This window comes from Thalassotalea sp. PLHSN55 (assembly GCF_052030545.1).
Classification (GTDB): Bacteria; Pseudomonadota; Gammaproteobacteria; order Enterobacterales; family Alteromonadaceae; genus CANMXU01.
Window position 1 is genome coordinate 235,029 of record NZ_JBPDIH010000002.1, and the last position, 17,494, is coordinate 252,522.

The following is a 17,494-nucleotide window of genomic DNA, read 5'->3' on the forward strand; positions in this document are numbered from 1 at the left end:
ATACAACCAAGGCTTATAACCAAAGACAGTAAAATCTGTGATTATTTTATTTGACATTGTTCGAGTAAATACGCTATTAATAGGGCATATCAATAAAGAACACAGAAAAATGATCACATTATTTAAGCACAACATTTTAAACCTCCTCCTCGTACTCAGCGTGCGCGGCTAGGTTATTTTTGCTTAAATAGATAAAAAATACACATTAAACCCGCGCTATTACCATTATGACGCGGGTTTTTTTATGCCTGAGTTTTTAACAAACAATAGCGCTTTATACAGAACATTGACCAATAAACTTCAGGTCATCGAGGACAAAAAAATGGATAACCAAGTTATCATCTTTGATACAACATTACGCGATGGCGAACAGGCGTTAAATGCCAGCCTTTCGGTGCATGAAAAATTACAAATTGCCCAAGCTATTGAGCGCTTAGGTGTCGATATCATGGAAGTTGGTTTTCCGGTATCTTCGCCAGGTGACTTTGAGTCTGTTCAGCAAATTGCAAAAACCGTTAAAAATTCACGCGTTTGTGCCTTAGCTCGCGCAGTTGAAGCCGATATTAAAGCCTGTGCCGACGCGCTAAAACCTGCCGACCAATTTCGTATCCATACCTTTATTTCAACCTCTGACGTTCATGTTCAGCAAAAACTAAAACGTGAATTTTCTGACGTGGAAGCTATGGCAATAAACGCGGTGAAATATGCACGTAGGTTTACTGACGATGTTGAATTTTCGTGTGAAGACGCTGGCCGTACCCCTATTGATAACTTATGTCGCATGGTCGAATCAGCGATTAAAGCAGGTGCTACCACAGTCAATATTCCTGACACGGTTGGTTATACCTTACCATTTGAGTTTGAAGGCATAATCACGCAGTTATTTAACCGCGTACCTAATATCGATCAAGCGGTTATTTCAGTGCACTGTCATAACGACCTAGGCTTAGCCGTTGCCAATTCAATGGCCGCTGTGCAAGCTGGTGCTCGCCAAATCGAATGTACTATGAACGGCATTGGTGAACGCGCAGGTAACTGTTCGTTAGAAGAAGTGGCGATGATCATGAAAACCCGTGAAGCGTTACTTGGCGTAAAAACTAACATTAATCATCAAGAAATTGCCCGCACGTCTAAATTAGTCAGTCAGCTTTGTAATATGCCAGTGCAATTAAACAAAGCCATTGTTGGCGGTAACGCTTTTAGTCATTCATCAGGTATTCACCAAGACGGTATGTTAAAAGCCAGCAATACCTACGAGATCATGACCCCAGAAAGTGTCGGCATTGCCAAAACTAAATTAAACCTAACTTCACGTAGTGGTCGTCATGTCATTAAGCACCGCATGGAAAGTTTGGGCTATAACGAGTCTGATTATGAATTAGAAGCGCTATACGCTGACTTTTTAGCACTTGCCGATAAAAAAGGCCAAGTCTTTGATGATGACTTAGAAGCGTTATTATTTAATATTAAACAGCAAGACAACGAAGATTTTTACCGCACCGAATGCTTAAACGTGCAATGTGGCGGCGAATTTTCTACCGCCAGTATTAAATTAGTTGCTGGAGATGAGCAAACCATCGAATCAGCAACCGGTAACGGTCCAGTCGATGCGCTATATCGCGCCATTAAAAAAGCCGTTGATATCGACTTTGATATCGCCGACTTTAAAATTGGCAACAAGGGTGAAGGTGAAGACGGCTTAGGGCAAACCGACATTGTGGTTTCATGGCAAGGTCGTAAATTCCATGGTTACGGTTTAGATACCGACGTTATCGAAGCGTCTGGCCAAGCACTTATCCACGCACTTAACAGTATTCATCGCGCCATTACCATCAGCGAGTTAAAAAAAGAAGCCTTGGTTGAAAACCAAGAATCGAAAATTTAAGGAAGTTTTAAGAAAATGTCTAACATAGCAATATTAGCCGGTGACGGTATCGGCCCAGAAGTCATGGTTGAAGCTAAGAAAGTCTTAGCCACTGTCGCTGAAAAATTTAACTTTGAAATTAATACCAAAGACTACGATGTTGGTGGTGCGGCAATCGATTTGCATGGCAATGCACTTCCTGACGATACAATGAAAGGTTGTCAGCAAGCTGATGCGATTTTATTTGGTTCAGTCGGTGGTCCTAAGTGGAGCAACTTACCGCCAACAGAACAACCAGAGCGTTGTGCCTTATTAGGTTTACGTGGTCATTTTGATTTATTCTGTAATATGCGCCCTGCTACCTTACAACCTGCACTTTCTTCACTTTCTACTCTACGTAGCGATATTTCAGAGCAAGGTTTCGACGTATTAGTTATTCGTGAATTAACTGGCGATATTTATTTTGGTGAACCAAAAGGTCGCCGTGGTGAAGGCGAAGAAGAAACAGGTTTTGATTCAATGTTTTATTCACGCCGTGAAATTAAACGTATTGCGCACTTAGCTTTTCAAGCGGCTAAAAAACGTAATAATAAAGTCACTTCTGTTGATAAAGCCAATGTATTAGCCACCAGTCAATTATGGCGTCAAGTGGTTGAAGAAGTGGCAGTTGAATACCCAGAAGTTGAATTTGAACATTTATATGTCGATAACGCAGCAATGCAGCTAGTGCGCGATCCAAATCAATTTGACGTGATGTTATGCCCTAACCTATTTGGCGATATTTTATCTGACATCTGCGCCATGATCACCGGCTCTATGGGCTTATTACCATCAGCGAGCTTGAACTCAGCAGGTTTTGGCATGTACGAACCCGCAGGTGGCAGTGCGCCAGATATTGCCGGTAAAGGCATCGCAAACCCAGTTGCACAAATTTTATCAGCGGCATTAATGCTTCGTTACAGCTTAGATCAAGGCGACGCAGCAGCGGCCATTGAGAAAGCGGTTGCCAAAGCATTAGACGATGGCAACTTAACCGGTGATTTACTTGCGCCTAATAGCGGCACAACTGCAAAAACGACCAGTGAAATGGGTGACATTATTTGCGCAAACATTGCCGCGCAATAAAAGCTAAGAAAAAACAAGACAAATTGCATAAGCGCCGTCTTATGCAATTTTCTCGCTCAATAGCGTTAAGATAAACGCGAGCATCTTGCATCAGAGATACTAAAGCAGAAGGATTTATAAGATGGCTACCACCTTATATGAAAAATTATACCAGCAACATTTAGTTGAAGAAAAAGCAGGCGAAACGCCGCTATTGTATGTTGACCGTCACCTAATTCATGAAGTGACTTCGCCACAAGCTTTTGCGAATTTAAAATTCCATAACCGTCCGGTGCGCAGACCAGCGCAAACGATTGCTACTATGGATCACAACATTTCAACACGCTCAGTTGAAATTGATGCCGCCGGTGAAGGCGCTGCCAACCAACTTCGCACCTTAGAAAAGAACTGTGAAGAATTTGGTATCAAGCTATTTGGTATGGGCCATAAAAACCAAGGTATTGTTCATGTAATGGGACCAGAACTTGGTATTACTCAGCCGGGTCAAATTATTGTTTGTGGCGACTCACACACCGCAACACATGGCGCTTTTGGCGCACTAGCTTTTGGTATTGGTACCAGTGAAGTTGAACATGTACTAGCAACACAAACCTTACGTCAACACCGTGCAAAAAGCATGAAAATTGAAGTAACCGGTAAAGTAGGCAAAGGCATTAGCGCTAAAGATATTATATTGGCCATTATTGGTAAAACTGGCTCAGCTGGTGCAACCGGTTTTGTCGTTGAATATTGTGGTGAAGCCATTGAAGCACTTTCAATGGAAGAGCGCATGACCATTTGTAATATGAGTATCGAGTTTGGCGCAAAAGCCGGTTTAGTTGCTCCGGATCAAACCACCTTTGAATACTTACAGCACAAAGAATATGCCCCTAAATTAGATGAGTGGGACGCTGCGGTTGCCAACTGGAAAACCTTAAAAACTGATGAAGACGCTCAGTTTGATGAAGTTTTAACTTTAAAAGGCGAAGACATTAAAGCGCAAATGACCTGGGGCACTACGCCAGGTCAAGTAACCTCAATTGACTCTGTTGTGCCGTCACCTGACGATTTCTCAGATCCGGTTGAAAAAGAGTCGTGCGTAAAAGCCTTAGAATATATGGGCTTAACTGCAGGTACTAAATTAACAGACGTTAGTGTTAACAAAGTATTTATCGGTTCTTGTACTAACTCTCGTATTGAAGACTTACGTGCAGCCGCGAGCGTTGTTAGCGACTATGCGAAGCAAGGAAAAACCGTTTCAGATAAAGTTGATGCGATTGTGGTTCCAGGTTCATATCGCGTCAAAGCACAAGCGGAAGCAGAAGGTTTATCGCAAATATTTATCGATGCCGGTTTTGAATGGCGCTTACCGGGCTGTTCAATGTGTTTAGGCATGAACGATGACCGTTTAGAAGAAGGTGATCGCTGTGCTTCTACTTCAAACCGTAACTTTGAAGGTCGCCAAGGTCGCGGCAGTCGCACTCATTTAGTGAGCCCAGAAGTTGCAGCCGCGGCAGCAATTGAAGCGCGCTTCGTTGATTTAAACGCACAAGCATAGGAGCAAGATCATGGAAAAATTTACCACACACACCGGTTTAGTTGCTCCGTTAGATATTGCTAACGTAGACACTGATCAAATCATTCCGAAGCAGTTTTTACAAAAAACAGAGCGTGTTGGCTTTGGTCAACATTGTTTTCACGACTGGCGCTACCTTGATTTTGAAGGCACTAAAGACAACCCTGAGTTTGTTTTAAATTACCCGCAATATCAAGGCGCAAGTATTTTATTAACCCGTGAAAATTTTGGTTGTGGCTCAAGTCGTGAACATGCCCCTTGGTCGCTACAAGAATATGGCTTTGACGTTATTATCGCGCCAAGTTTTGCTGATATTTTTTATGGCAACTGTATCAACATTGGCATTGTGCCGGTCAAACTGAGCGACGATGAAATTCAACAATTATTTGAAGCGGCAGCTAAAGCTGATATTCAAATTACTGTTGACCTACCAGCGCAAACAGTAAGTTGTGGCGAGTTAAAGTTTAGCTTCGAGTTAAATGAATTTCACAAGTATTGTTTAGCCGAAGGTGTTGACAGTGTTGGCTGGACATTAAACAAAATAGATTTAATTGAAGCCTACGAAGCAAACCGACCTGCTTGGAAATAATATTTCTGCCAATTAACAGAAAAACCGTCGGATATGCCTCTATACTAAGTAATGTAAATCACTTGATATAGAGGCATTTTTGCTTTTGAAAGCAAAAAACGAGGTAATTCAGGTATGTCTAATCCTGCAGATAATAATTATAAAAAAATCCCAGTTAGCCAATTAAAGCCGGGCATGTATGTACTTTCTGTTAGCGCTAAAGATAACGATATCAATGTTAAATCAGAAGGCTATATTAACAATCAACAAAGCATTGCCAAGTTAAAACAATCGGGGATTAAATCGGTTACTGTCGACCCTAGTCGCGAGAGAAAAACTGCGACGACAAAAATCAACATTGAAACCACACCGTTAAAGTCTAAGCAAAAAAAAACATCGATTTCCTTAGATCAAGAAATGAAGGTTGCTAACAAACTCTACACCGAAGCAAAAATCCTGCAAAAAAAGTTCATTGATAATATTAACAATAAAATCACCTTAGATATTGATGAAGTTAAAGCAAGTACCAACGGCATTGTTGCGTCAATATTTAGAAATCAAGATGCACTTTCTTGCATTGCTCGCCTTAGAATGAAAGATGAGTACTTAGTTGAACATTCACTCAATGTTTCTATTTTAATGACAATGTTTGCCAAACATTTAAATTTAGAAAAAGACATCATTGAGCAACTTACCTTAGGCGCTTTCTTGCATGATATCGGGAAAATAAAAGTCCCCGACAAAGTGCTTAACAAGCCAGGAAAATTAGACAAACAAGAATTCGAAGCCATTAAAGAGCATGTGAATTTGGGCGTCGATATTCTAAAAGATTTACCGCACATATCAGAAATATCACTTAATACCGTTAGCAGCCACCATGAACGACTCGACGGCAGTGGTTACCCAAATGGTTTAAGTGCCGAAAACATCTCATTATATGGCCGTATGATAGCCATAGTTGACAGTTACGATGCCATGACCGCCGAACGAATTTACAAAGCAGGCATGTATCCGATTAAAGCTTTTAAAATATTATTAGCGGAAGCGCCAAACGGCTACGATGAACAGTTGGTCAATCAGTTTGTCAACTGTTTAGGTGTTTACCCTATTGGCACATTAGTGAAGCTTTCTAGTGGCAAAATTGGTTTAGTTAGCAAGCTCAATAAAAGCAAACCCTTAAAGCCTTTTGTTCGTGTCTTTTATAATGCACGATTAAAGCAAGCAATCGGTATGGAAGAGATAGACTTGACTCAAAATAAATACAACGACCAAATAGATCGCTGCATAAAGCCAGACGAGTTTAATTTGAATTTGTTAAAATTTTTTAAGGAAACTTTTTTAACCTAATTTTTTAACCCAACCTTTTTAACCCAACTTTTTTTGAGCTAACAAGGAGGTCCTTTTGAACTGCGAGTACGATATTACTGTCACTTGCCTGTACTAAGTTAAACTTACCATGTGCTTAACGCTGGTAAAGAAAAGCGCTCGCCTTGGTAATTTAAAATCACTTGCTGCGGTAAAATCTCTACTAACACCAAATGTTCGGCAATACGGTCGCCCTCATACCTTTCTCTATTATTAACTTTAATCCAGCCATTGCCATCGCTGGCATAAATGTGGGTTTGAAAGTCAAGGTTTGGCACACCTTGTTGTACCCAAGTTGGCATATCGGTTAATGGCCTAACTTGTTGTTCTGGAGCAGCAGAGTCACTATCACGTTCATTATTATCGGCAGTGTTATCGGCAGATGGCTCAGTGCTTTCTATTGCTGACTGAAAACGTGCCAATAAACTATCAGAAACACCTTCAACCGGTTCAACCACAAAAGGTTTAGTCACTTTTTTTGCGGTTACCTCAATCACTTTTTGTTCATCAACTTTATCGGTGATGCTGTTAACGCTTTGCTGCACAGTTAACTGTTCAGATTGTTCAATGCTCGCTTGGTTAGTTGCCTTTTTTACAACCGTTGGTGGATTTTCAAAATAATTTTCCGCGGCAAGTTCTGCTTGCTTTGAATTAGTGTTACTTGCTGTTGTTGAACTCGCCACCGTATTGTCAATTGGCTGCGTAACGCTTGGTTGACTTACCTTTGGTGAGTCATTTTGGGGCGAGTTATTTGTAGCGGTTATCTTTTCAGGTGAGCGATTTTCTACCAATCTATGCTCAACAACAGATTGAGCAGCTGCCGAGTCAAACAGTGCTTTATCACTTTGCTGACCAAGCCAATAACCAACAAGTAGCGAGGCTAAAATTGCAAATGTTAATAACAGTCCCCAACCAAAGCCACTGTATGAGTGGCTGGTTACAGGCACAACATGGTGATGGATATTGGCATCGTTACCCTTTGTGATTGATTGCTGTTGGGTAAACGTTGGCGTTGCACTATCTTCAACATTTGCTGGCGCTTGTTTGTTATTGTTTTTAGCTAAGGCTTGTAAAATATACGACATTACTGACTACTCGTGCGAATAAATAGGTAAACCTTGGCTAACATCATTGGCCAAAAGCATAAGAGTTTTTGTGGTCGCCATTTTTGTGCTTGGCAAACCATGTTGACGTTGAAACTGGTTTATTTGATTTACTAATAACGCGTCGTAACTGTCTACTGTGCGACTAGGCCTTTGCTGTTTAAGGCTTAAACGTTGCTCTAACCACTGAATATTAGTCACCGATGATTGCTCGTCAATTTGATTCACGAACGCTTGTTGTTCATCTTTGGGGGCTTGCCAAAATACCAAAGCGCCACCTTGCCAATGTTGCTCAAGCCAGAGTTTATCAACTTCCCGTTCTTGCTCGGCAAATTGAAAGGTAAATACGCTAGCAGTTGATTGCGTTAACGTGCCATAAAATGCGCTGCCTTGTTGGTCAAAAAATTTAAAAACCGCAGGGTAACCTAGCTTGACGAGGCTCGATAAATTGCCTTTATGCCAATAACAATTGAGTTGATAAAACCCGGCCAATTTACATGGCTGTTCAATTGGTTCGTCAATTTCAATGCGCCAAAGCGTTAATAAGTGATTAACGCTTTGCCCTAAGCTACGGCTTTGCTCTACAAGTTGTTTTGAAATAATCACTTCAGCAGAAGATTGCTCATTGATTACTTCATTGGCAACTGCCTGCTCAGCTTCAGTTGACTGTCCGTAGCTCGCTTTACCAGCGCTATACCCGATAAACGCCATTGCACTAATAAATGTAATTAACGCTAGCGCGATAACTGGCACCGACTTCCACCAAGGCGTTAATTGATACTCAACGCCTAATGCTTCTTTTGAAGCGCCAAGCACCAAGGCTTTGTCAACTTGCTGCTTGTTTCCACCGTAAGCGCCAAGTAGCGCTCGATCGCACAATAAATTAATTAACCGTGGAATGCCTTTCGATAACTGATGAATAGTTGCAATTGCTTTGGCAGAAAATAAATTCGGATTGCCGCCGGCAACCTGCAACCTGTGTTCAATATATTGTCTGACTTCATTTTTATTGAGTGGCATTAAATGATAACGCGCGGTAATGCGCTGAGCGAGTTGCCGTAAATCTTGTCGTTGCAACAATTGCTGCAACTCAGGCTGACCAATTAATATCACTTGCAGCAGTTTTTGCGTATGGGTTTCTAAGTTGGTTAATAATCTCAGCTGCTCAAGCACTTCAGCGCGTAAATGCTGCGCTTCATCAATAATTAACAGCGTATTAATACCGTCGTGATGATTTTTAAGTAACTTATCTTGAATTTTATCGGTGAGCGTTTTTAGTGTTGCACCGGTTTTGCGGTAGCGAATTTTAAGCTCATCGCAAATAGTGGCTAACAATTCTTGGCTAGAAAGCGTTGGATTTAAAATAAACGCCACTTGCGTGTTTTCTGGTACTTGCTCTAATAAGCAACGGCTGATCGTTGTTTTTCCTGTACCAACTTCCCCCGTTAATAGCACAAAACCACCGGTTGTACCTAAGCCATATGTTAGGTGTGCTAATGCTTCTTTATGACGATCACTCATAAACAAATAATGAGGATTTGGGGCAATCGAAAAAGGAATTTCACTTAGACCAAAAAAATCTGTATACATAAAGAAAATGAAGACGCGTTGCAGTAAAAATAAGACTTAAAGAAACTAACTGTTTCACCCGCATAAGTCAAAGATTGTGCACATTTGTCTTAGCCATGATAAAATTTTTTCTTTATTTAGCTGCGGTAGAAACACTTTGTCTGAACATAGCTCACAAAACAATCATCCTTATCAAGACAATATTTTCCTTGTTGGTGGTGCGGTACGCGATGGTTTATTAAATTTAGCGATTAAAGACAAAGATCATTTGGTTGTTGGCTTAACTGCCGAGCAAATGTTAGACGCAGGTTATACGCCAGTCGGTAAAGACTTTCCGGTATTTCTTCACCCCAAAACCAAAGAAGAGTACGCGCTAGCACGCACCGAAAAAAAACAAGGCCAAGGTTATACGGGTTTTGTTTGTTATTCATCTCCCGATGTCACTATCGAGCAAGATCTCAAAAGGCGCGACTTAACCATAAACGCTATGGCAAGAGCTGCTGACGGCACACTGATAGATCCCTACCAAGGGCAACAAGACTTAAATAATCGAATATTGCGCCACGTTTCAGACGCTTTTATTGAAGACCCACTTAGGGTATTACGCGTTGCACGTTTTGCTGCCCGTTTTCATCATTTAGGCTTTAGCATTGCCGATGAAACGTTAGCCTTGATGAGCACAATTAGTGCTAGTGGCGAACTCAATGCTTTATCCGCTGAGCGTATATGGCAAGAGTTTCACCGCTCACTTGGGCAAGATAACCCACAGGTATTTTTTCAGGTACTTAAAAAGTGTGGCGCGCTTAAAGCGATTTGGCCTGAGTTAGATAAATTGTGGGGCATTCCAAATCCTAAACTTTGGCACCCAGAAATTTGCAGCGGTATTCATACCATGATGGTGCTTGAGCAAGCAGCAAAGCTGTCGGATAAAACCACCATTCGCTTTGCAGCACTTTGCCACGATTTAGGTAAAAGCTTAACGCCAGAACATGCTTGGCCAAGTCATCACGGCCATGAAAAGTCAGGCTTACCTCTAGTTGAAAAAATCTGTGCGCAGTTAAAAGTCCCGACAGATCATAAAAAGCTAGCGCTCAAGGTATGTGAATTTCACTTACATAGCCACAAAGCATTTCAACTGAAAGCTAAGACCCTACTTAAAGTATTAAATCAATTAGATGTCTGGCGAAACCCATCGGTTTTTGACGAATTTCTTCTCGCTTGCCAAGCGGATTTTTTAGGGCGAACAGGCTTTGAACACAAGCCTTACCCGCAAGCGAAATTTTTACAAGCGATAGTAACGTCTGCAACTAGCGTTACCGCTAAACAGTTTGTAGAGCAAGGCTTAAAAGGCTTAGCGATAAAAGAGGCCATGGAAGGGGCGCGACTTAACGCTATTAAAGCGGTCATCAAGCAATTTGCCCAATAGCTGCGTTAAGCGTTAAGCGTTAAGCGTTAAGCGTTAAGCAACATAATCGATTGATAAAATTCTATCGCCAATTTTATTTAAAATATCGACTTGGCCGTCGCAGACAGCAACGATAGATTTCCCTTGTCGAAATTCGCTTGAGATAACCACTCGCCCTTGATCATTTTCAGGAAAAGTAGCAATTTGGTGCTGAAGCTCTAATGAGGCTTCATGATAATAAATTACCGTCACTTCTCGGACTTTTGTATTCATAAATTTTTACCGTTTATACTTCTTTAGAGTACTGTTGTTATTTTTATTTTCTAAAATAAACGGGTTAGCTGGCTTATTTCCTATAAAAAACAACCACCCAGTTACGTTATACCAGATAATTGTTACGTTTAAAACAAAAAACCTTAACTCCTAAGTTAAGGTTTTAAAAGGATTTATTACACTTCATTTACAAACACATGTTTAAGCGTATTAATTTAGTCACTTACGACCAAGACTTCATTTTATGCCCTTTAACCGCATAGAATAAAATAAATGCATAACAAGGTAACATCACTAAATAACCACCTTGCATACCTAAACTTGTCGCTGAGCTCATTCCGCCCCAAAGTAATGGACCAAATGCACCACCTGATATTCCCATCACTAATAATGCAGAGCCAGTACTGGTTAATTTACCCATACCTGACAGCGCGAGTGGGAATACCGCCGGCCAAACAATCGCGTTAGCTAAACCTAAAAAGGCGATCATTAACAAGGTATCGGGTATTTTCGCAACACCAAAAGGCGCGAGAATAACATTAGCGATCATATACGAGTCGTTACTACCAAAAACAATACCGGCGCTTAATATTAGTCCTAAAATCGCAGATACCATTAACGCCGCTTGCTGTGAAATAAATCGAGGGATGAGCGCGATACCTAAGATATAACCGATAACCATACACATCATGGTATACGAAGTCATAATACTGTAATTTTCAACGCCTAACGACAAAGCAAAGGTACCTATGGTATCACCAGCGATAACTTCTACTGCAACATAGAAAAATAAAGCAACCACACCTAAGGCTAAATTAGGGTGAGAAAGCGCCTCTTTAATATGCCCTTTATTTTGACTAGACTCACCTTCATCTTCACTTTCCAGCTCTGGCAATGGTGATTTTTTAACAGCCAACGCTAACAAACCAATAAAAACCGACATGCCCAAATAAGGGAAAATAAGTGAATTGGCCATCTGGTCAATTTCAATTTGTGTTAATGGCGCAGACACTTCTTTAAAGCCACTTAGAATTAATGCGGTAAACACTATCGGTGCAATAACCCCTGCCCCTTTATTCAGTATGCCCATAATACTTATGCGTGCAGCTGCTGACTCTTCTGGCCCTAAACGCACCACATAGGGGTTAACCGCGGTTTGTAATAACGTAATGCCTGAGCCCATAACAAGTTGAGCAAATAAAAACAACGCAAACACTTGCGTTTTAGCTGCAGGAATAAATAAAAGCCCTGCCACCATCATGGTTGCCATACCTAACGCCATACCATTTTTATAACCAACTTTTCGAATAATGGTGGCTGAAGGCAGTGCGCTAAAGGTAACCGCGATGTAAAAAGAGAATAAGATCAGTGAGGCTTGAAAAGGGGTTAGCTGCAATATTTGTTGCAAATACGGCATTAACGAGCCATTTAACCAGGTAGCAAAACCTAATATAAAAAATAAACCGGCAACAATTGCCATAGGCAGGGCGTTACTTTTTGGCCTTTGTGTTGATAATGTCATTTCCATAATTCCCTCAATACTTGCGTTATAATTTTATCTATTTAGCTCAACTCGGGTTAAGAGATGAATTAATCTTGTTGTGTAAAAATACGTTGACCAGCAATGCGTGTTTCTTTAACAGTTAAATCGTCATTTAAGATAACAAAATCCGCTTGGCTACCAATGGTGAGTTGGCCGCGCGAGTGGCTCTGATTGATATAATTTGCCGGATAGCTGCTGGCCATTTTTAGTGCCTCATCTAATGGCAGTTTCAAACCTAAGTGGGTATTTTTAACCGCAGTTGCCATGTCTAATACAGAGCCTGCAAGCTCACCTGTGGTCGATGTTAATTTACCGTCGTTTAAATAAACAGTGCGGTCAAAAAAAGCAAATTCAGTATCTGTTGTACCGACAGGTGGCATGGCATCAGTCACTAAAAACACCGTGCCTTTAGGTTTCGTTTTTATCGCTAACTGGCAACTTGCATAATCCACATGATGACCGTCAACGATTAAACCGCAACTTGCTTGGTCGTTCAGTAACGCACACCCCGTAACACCGGGGGCACGCCCTTGAATTGGTGACATGGCATTAAATAGATGAGTAAAACCGTCAGCGCCAGCATCAAGTGCTTGTTGAGCGCTATTAAAATCGGCATTGGTATGACCTAAACAAACCTTTATACCTAACGCCACCATTTTGCTAATATCTTTTGTGGTAACCGTTTCTGGCGCTAAGGTAACAATAATTTGTCCGAGATCTTTGCGTGACAATACTTGCCATTCCGCAGCAGAAATTTCACGAATGTATTGGGCGCTATGAGCCCCTTTTTTAGCAACCGATAAATGAGGCCCTTCAAAGTGAATACCGATGATCCCCGGCACTTGCTCTTTTATTGCTAGCGCCACTGCATCAGCCGCTTGCGCCATAATTTCAACTTTATCGGTGATTAGCGTTGGCAACATTGCCGTTGTGCCAAAACATGCATGAGCACGCATCATCACAGTTAAGTTTTCAAGGCTAGGGCTTTGGTTAAACAATACGCCGCCACCACCATTAACTTGTAAGTCGATATAACCCGGTACGATTAACTGCTGACACACTTGATCCACATCGCTTGTATTGTCATCAATGGCAATAATACGGCCGTCGGCAATAGTGAGTACATGGTGATCTAGAAACGATTGACCATCAAAAAGTCGATGCGCGTGTAAACGATAAGGTGTTTGATTTTCTACTGACATAAATAACCTATAGTTAGCATTTGGCAGGGTTAACAAACAAAGATATTGAACGTTAACCCATTAGCGACTAAGTTAATGCAATTTGTTGCTTGGCAAAAAGTACCGCGCCCATTTCAGGGGTTGATAATGGCGGTGACAACATTGCTTGCACATCACTGGCGAGCCAAGGTTGAATGCGCGGTGACAAGCCACCTATCATCGACATTCGGGGTGGTTTTTGATGTGAAAGTTTTCTCGCGACACTGTTAATATATTCGCTACCTTCATTAACAATGTCACGCGCGATTACATCACCATTTTCAGCGGCATCAAATACCAAATTTGCTAGCTTGGCGTAATAAGTTGCCGGTTTTCCAGCAATCGCTTCAACTAAAGCAACATCGTTATCAACCGCTAATAGCTTTAACAATTGCTTGGACATAGCAGTTTCTTCAATTAAACCATCAAGTGCCAATAACACTTGCTTTGCCGCTTGCAGACCAAACCAAGCACCACTGCCTTTGTCGCCATGAGGAAAACCATGTGCTCCTACAATAGTAGATTTGGCATCTACGTATGAAAAACCACAAGAGCCCGTGCCAGTGATCATCACCGCACCTTCTTTACCCTGATGTGCACCTAAACAGGCAATTAATAAGTCAGTTGCCAAATACATCTCTTTAAACGGATGTTGCCAAGCAGACATTTGCTCAAACAATACCGGCAAGTTAACACCTGCTAAGCCAATGCCAACGACAACTTCACTTAATGGCGTATTCGCTAAACCAGCATCTTTAAGGGCAAATTGTGCAGATTCCACAATTGAATTCGTTGCTTGTTCAAAACCATGTAACGGATTACCTGGGCCCGATATACCTGTACCTAAAATTTGATCGTCTGCTGAGACAACGATAGCTTTGCACTTAGTGCCGCCACCGTCTATGCCAAGAAATATATCTTTATGTTTACCACTGCTGTTTAGCATATCGACCTCATGTCTACTTCCTACTTTTAGCACTTTGCTTTGAAGCACTACATTTTATATTTATCTATACTACCACAAATGACAGCGTTGTCATTTACTTTATTTAACAATCTCACATCTTTATCGATTGTTTTTTGCGCTTTATGTTAAGTGTTTGTTTCAATTTAACATTATTCATATAAATGGCCGTATAAACTAGCAACTAATTAAAGCTAACCTCGGTACTACGGCTTTTTCTTGCACCATCATGGCTAACACTGCGGATATTAACCTTGCTTTTAACTGCAACTGGTTGCTGATAACTTTGCCACGATTTCCCCATTTCTTGGTATTCTATCGCGACGCCGTCAAAAGCAATATTGGCGTTAAGCTGACCATTTTCAATAACAGCGCCAACCGTAGGCAAACGATAATCAATATTGGCAAGTTCCAGCTTTACCAATTCCTTACTACCTATTATCTGAGCAAAATTGGCCCATTGCTGATCACGCATATGCTGTTTATCTTGGCTAAATACCGCACTTTTTTGATCATATTTAGCGCCTTGATAATTATACGGCACTGCCCACTTAGGTAAATGCCATGCACGCTCGGCTAAAGCAAAAAGTCGAGGGAAAACTTTATGCTCAGCTAAGTTATCATTACGGGTATTTTCACTCCAAAGCTGTCCTTGAATACCTAAAAACTTGCGCCCTGCTTCCATCGGACCTGAGAGCAACTTGCCGTTGTCATCAACAATTTTTCTATCATCAGCTTCGAACGGGTTATGCTCTCGGTCTAACCAAAATTCTGCATGAATTGGCAGGTTATCAGGCATAAATTGGAAGATTTTTTCAGTATTGATCTGACGTGACGCCCAGTAATAGCCATGCTCTTTTGGATCAGCTTCGTAAGGAAAGTCAAAATACAAAACATCGGGTGTTGAAACAACCACTTGCCAATTTCGATTCACTAATTCATGGGTTTGTTTGTGTGACTGCCACGGTAAATGTCCCCAAGCATTAGCTTGTACCACGCTCGGCATATTCTCTTTTTTGGTGTGCTCTAAACCATCGCTCCAAGCTGCTGATTCAATATCAAGCTCATCAAGCAAGTTTGACACACGTTCAACAAAATAAGGGGCTAGCTCTGCAACGGTTTTCACGCCATAGTTATTATTGGCAAGAAATTCTTTACAAGCTGGTGATTCAACCCATGCGCCAGCAGTTTCATCTGCGCCAATATGATAGCGCGTTAACGGTTGCCCCGCTTGTGCGTGAATCTCTTTTACTTGTTTCATCACTTCGGTAATAAACGCGTAAGAGGACTCTAGACAAACGTTAATGGTATTATCGTTATAAAACTGAACCGACGAGTATTTAGTGGTATCTTCTGGATCGTGCAATAGAAATTGCGCTGCTTTTTCCGGTTGTTCAAGCTGAGAATATTTTTCAAAACGTGCATGCATAGCTTTAATCGCCGCACGCGCATGACCTGGCATATCAAGTGATGGGATCACTTGAATATGACGTGCAGTCGCCGCTTGCAAAATTTCAGTGTAATCTTCTACGCTGTAAAATCCATTAACCGGTGCGCTAGTATCAAGCCCTGCGCCAAGTTGCGGTAACAAGCAATTTTGCTCGTTTTCATCAAAACAACGTTGTCCGCCAATATCCGTTAGCTCTGGTAAACCCGGAATTTCTAAGCGCCAACCTTCATCATCACCTAAGTGCAAATGCAATTTATTTAATTTATAAGCGCCCATTTGTTCAAGCAGCGTTAATATAAACTCTTTGCTGTGAAAGTTACGCGCAACATCAACCAACATGCCACGAAATTCATAATGCGGCTGATCGTCTATCGTTAACGTCGGGATAGAACTTTCACCTACTGTTACTAACGAAGCTAATGACTGGAGCGCGTAAAAAACGCCTGATTCATCAACACCGTTAATATTAATATGCTCTGGGGTGATCTCTAAATGATAACCGCCGATTTTTTTAGCGCTGTCTTTTACAAGATTTAGATTTACCACTACGCCATTTTCATGCTCTTTAATACCTAATGTTGCTAAACGCGCAAGTGCACTATTCACCAAATTTGGCTTAACCGCATTGTAATTAACTTGTATGCCTGCGCTTAAATCTAATTGTTGCTCACCATAAGTTACCGACTGCGGCGTAGGGATAATAGCAGCGCTTAAATTTGCCTGGCTAGCTAACCTTTTCGTGTTGCGTTGATACAACAGTTCGGGCGTTAACCACACAGTATTGTCATTAGCTGTGCGTTTAAAATGTTTATCATTATCGGTATACGGCTGCACAAACGGCTGAATTTCGATGCCAGATTCTGGGTCAATAATCGCCCTTGTACTTTCAATAACTTGTGGCTGTAAATTGTCAGCGCTAACGATGTAATTTGGCAACGCGTCGTATTCTGATAACGACCAAAACATAGCTCTAAATAAAATACGCTTGCTTTCACCCGCAGAAAAGCCTTTAAAGTTTTCGCTTAAGGCAATTTTATGCAAGTCACCATTAAGGTGTTCAACAATAAATTCATCGCTTTCAAATGATTGAATTGGCGCAATTTGGCTAAAGTGAATTTGCCAGTTGTTTGCTGAAATAGCTTGCTCGGCGGTAAGTGTTAACTCCACTTCAAAACAGGCACCGTCAGCAATGTCTTTTTTACATTTTTCTGAAGGAATATTCGTGACAAGTCGATAATTTACATCAAGCTGCTTAGCAATAGCATTAACGCTTGATTGGTTGGCAGGAGATAAGCTTACGCTTTTATTTTCATGTTGTTGTAATGGTTTGGGCTCAGTTTTTGTCTCTTGCTGACATCCAAATAAAGATAGCCCTATGATTGCGATGAGAAATGAAAATACAGTGTTTTTTATATTCATAATTTAAATCCAGAAATCTCCAAGACAGTGTAAATATCGCCTTGGCTTGTTCACCTTAGATAATTGATAAT

At 41.1% G+C, this 17,494-nt stretch carries 13 protein-coding genes; 6 read left to right on the forward strand and 7 right to left on the reverse strand.

Annotation, left to right across the window (positions count from 1 at the left end):
- Positions 1–322: 322 nt before the first annotated feature.
- The 5 genes from leuA to ACRRSQ_RS04230 all read left to right on the forward strand — a co-directional run bounded on the left by leuA (position 323) and on the right by ACRRSQ_RS04230 (position 6,459).
- Positions 323–1,885, forward strand: a complete 1,563-nt coding sequence (gene leuA, locus ACRRSQ_RS04210; RefSeq protein ID WP_440874453.1) for a 2-isopropylmalate synthase — start codon at positions 323–325, stop codon at positions 1,883–1,885.
- 15 nt (positions 1,886–1,900) lie between these two features.
- Positions 1,901–2,989: a 3-isopropylmalate dehydrogenase gene (gene leuB / locus ACRRSQ_RS04215; protein WP_440874454.1), complete on the forward strand. Its 1,089-nt coding sequence runs from the start codon at positions 1,901–1,903 to the stop codon at positions 2,987–2,989.
- 121 nt (positions 2,990–3,110) lie between these two features.
- Positions 3,111–4,526 carry a 3-isopropylmalate dehydratase large subunit gene (gene leuC, locus ACRRSQ_RS04220; RefSeq protein WP_440874455.1) on the forward strand — a complete coding sequence of 472 codons (1,416 nt, stop codon included), beginning with the start codon at positions 3,111–3,113 and terminating at the stop codon, positions 4,524–4,526.
- A 10-nt stretch (positions 4,527–4,536) separates the two neighbouring features.
- A complete protein-coding gene (gene leuD, locus ACRRSQ_RS04225; protein ID WP_440874456.1) occupies positions 4,537–5,133 on the forward strand; it encodes a 3-isopropylmalate dehydratase small subunit in 597 nt (198 codons plus the stop codon).
- 114 nt (positions 5,134–5,247) lie between these two features.
- Positions 5,248–6,459, forward strand: a complete 1,212-nt coding sequence (locus tag ACRRSQ_RS04230; RefSeq protein WP_440874457.1) for an HD-GYP domain-containing protein — start codon at positions 5,248–5,250, stop codon at positions 6,457–6,459.
- 104 nt (positions 6,460–6,563) lie between these two features.
- Here the strand turns inward: ACRRSQ_RS04230 and ACRRSQ_RS04235 are convergent, their stop codons facing one another.
- A complete protein-coding gene (locus tag ACRRSQ_RS04235) occupies positions 6,564–7,562 on the reverse strand; it encodes a general secretion pathway protein GspB (RefSeq protein WP_440874458.1) in 999 nt (332 codons plus the stop codon).
- 6 nt (positions 7,563–7,568) lie between these two features.
- Positions 7,569–9,170, reverse strand: a complete 1,602-nt coding sequence (locus tag ACRRSQ_RS04240) for an ExeA family protein (protein WP_440874459.1) — start codon at positions 9,168–9,170, stop codon at positions 7,569–7,571.
- Between the two features lie 136 nt (positions 9,171–9,306).
- Between ACRRSQ_RS04240 and ACRRSQ_RS04245 the strand changes: the two genes are divergently transcribed.
- Positions 9,307–10,575 carry a multifunctional CCA addition/repair protein gene (locus ACRRSQ_RS04245; RefSeq protein WP_440874460.1) on the forward strand — a complete coding sequence of 423 codons (1,269 nt, stop codon included), beginning with the start codon at positions 9,307–9,309 and terminating at the stop codon, positions 10,573–10,575.
- A 33-nt stretch (positions 10,576–10,608) separates the two neighbouring features.
- On the opposite strand, the gene ACRRSQ_RS04250 is transcribed toward ACRRSQ_RS04245, so the two are convergent.
- The 5 genes from ACRRSQ_RS04250 to ACRRSQ_RS04270 form a co-directional block, all read right to left on the reverse strand.
- Positions 10,609–10,827, reverse strand: a complete 219-nt coding sequence (locus ACRRSQ_RS04250) for a TIGR02922 family protein (RefSeq protein WP_440874461.1) — start codon at positions 10,825–10,827, stop codon at positions 10,609–10,611.
- A 223-nt stretch (positions 10,828–11,050) separates the two neighbouring features.
- A complete protein-coding gene (nagP, locus tag ACRRSQ_RS04255; RefSeq protein WP_440874462.1) occupies positions 11,051–12,355 on the reverse strand; it encodes an N-acetylglucosamine MFS transporter NagP in 1,305 nt (434 codons plus the stop codon).
- 62 nt (positions 12,356–12,417) lie between these two features.
- Positions 12,418–13,572 carry an N-acetylglucosamine-6-phosphate deacetylase gene (gene nagA, locus ACRRSQ_RS04260; RefSeq protein ID WP_440874463.1) on the reverse strand — a complete coding sequence of 385 codons (1,155 nt, stop codon included), beginning with the start codon at positions 13,570–13,572 and terminating at the stop codon, positions 12,418–12,420.
- Positions 13,573–13,639: 67 nt separating this feature from the next.
- The gene (nagK, locus tag ACRRSQ_RS04265; RefSeq protein ID WP_440874464.1) at positions 13,640–14,536 is read right to left on the reverse strand and encodes an N-acetylglucosamine kinase; all 897 of its coding nucleotides are present in this window, start codon (positions 14,534–14,536) and stop codon (positions 13,640–13,642) included.
- Positions 14,537–14,738: 202 nt separating this feature from the next.
- Positions 14,739–17,423: a family 20 glycosylhydrolase gene (locus tag ACRRSQ_RS04270; protein WP_440874465.1), complete on the reverse strand. Its 2,685-nt coding sequence runs from the start codon at positions 17,421–17,423 to the stop codon at positions 14,739–14,741.
- Positions 17,424–17,494: the final 71 nt, after the last annotated feature.

What these genes read in the sequence shown, in the direction of transcription:
- leuA (WP_440874453.1), top strand. Translation starts at nt 323, where the DNA reads ATGGATAACCAAGTTATCATCTTTGATACAACATTACGCGATGGCGAA.
- leuB (WP_440874454.1), top strand. Translation starts at nt 1,901, where the DNA reads ATGTCTAACATAGCAATATTAGCCGGTGACGGTATCGGCCCAGAAGTC.
- leuC (WP_440874455.1), top strand. Translation starts at nt 3,111, where the DNA reads ATGGCTACCACCTTATATGAAAAATTATACCAGCAACATTTAGTTGAA.
- leuD (WP_440874456.1), top strand. Translation starts at nt 4,537, where the DNA reads ATGGAAAAATTTACCACACACACCGGTTTAGTTGCTCCGTTAGATATT.
- ACRRSQ_RS04230 (WP_440874457.1), top strand. Translation starts at nt 5,248, where the DNA reads ATGTCTAATCCTGCAGATAATAATTATAAAAAAATCCCAGTTAGCCAA.
- ACRRSQ_RS04235 (WP_440874458.1), bottom strand. Translation starts at nt 7,562, where the DNA reads ATGTCGTATATTTTACAAGCCTTAGCTAAAAACAATAACAAACAAGCG.
- ACRRSQ_RS04240 (WP_440874459.1), bottom strand. Translation starts at nt 9,170, where the DNA reads ATGTATACAGATTTTTTTGGTCTAAGTGAAATTCCTTTTTCGATTGCC.
- ACRRSQ_RS04250 (WP_440874461.1), bottom strand. Translation starts at nt 10,827, where the DNA reads ATGAATACAAAAGTCCGAGAAGTGACGGTAATTTATTATCATGAAGCC.
- nagP (WP_440874462.1), bottom strand. Translation starts at nt 12,355, where the DNA reads ATGGAAATGACATTATCAACACAAAGGCCAAAAAGTAACGCCCTGCCT.
- nagA (WP_440874463.1), bottom strand. Translation starts at nt 13,572, where the DNA reads ATGTCAGTAGAAAATCAAACACCTTATCGTTTACACGCGCATCGACTT.
- nagK (WP_440874464.1), bottom strand. Translation starts at nt 14,536, where the DNA reads ATGCTAAACAGCAGTGGTAAACATAAAGATATATTTCTTGGCATAGAC.
- ACRRSQ_RS04270 (WP_440874465.1), bottom strand. Translation starts at nt 17,423, where the DNA reads ATGAATATAAAAAACACTGTATTTTCATTTCTCATCGCAATCATAGGG.